This is a genomic window from Paraburkholderia sp. SIMBA_054, assembly GCF_046534875.1.
GTDB classification, from domain to species: domain Bacteria; phylum Pseudomonadota; class Gammaproteobacteria; order Burkholderiales; family Burkholderiaceae; genus Paraburkholderia; species Paraburkholderia hospita.
Window position 1 is genome coordinate 1 of record NZ_JAWRXV010000380.1, and the last position, 352, is coordinate 352.

A 352-nucleotide genomic window follows, 5' to 3' on the forward strand; every position below is an offset into this window, starting at 1 on the left:
GTGCCACCGTGTTGCACCAACAGATCAACAGCAGCCCCCAGCACTGGATTTGCAGTAATGCCAGAGTATCCGTCAGATCCTCCGCATTGGAGACCGGCCTTGAGATGACTTGCGCTAACCGGCTCGCGCCTCACATTGTTTGCGTCGGGCAACATGCGCCGCACCAGTTCGATACCTTTCGCGATCGTCTGCGTGGTACCACCGCTATCTTGGATCGTGAACGTCCGCAAGCGGTCGTGTTCTCGAAGTCCCTGCGTCTTAAAAAGTCGCGAGATCTGATTCGTTTCACAACCGAGACCGACTACCAGTATGCTTGCGAAGTTCGGATGGCAAGCATACCCCCCAAGCGTGC

General features: G+C 56.2%; 1 protein-coding gene. It reads right to left on the bottom strand.

The window, feature by feature from the left end; genetic code table 11:
* A partial coding sequence (locus SB822_RS55575; RefSeq protein ID WP_410858906.1) for a UxaA family hydrolase occupies positions 1 to 352 on the bottom strand: 352 nt, incomplete at both ends.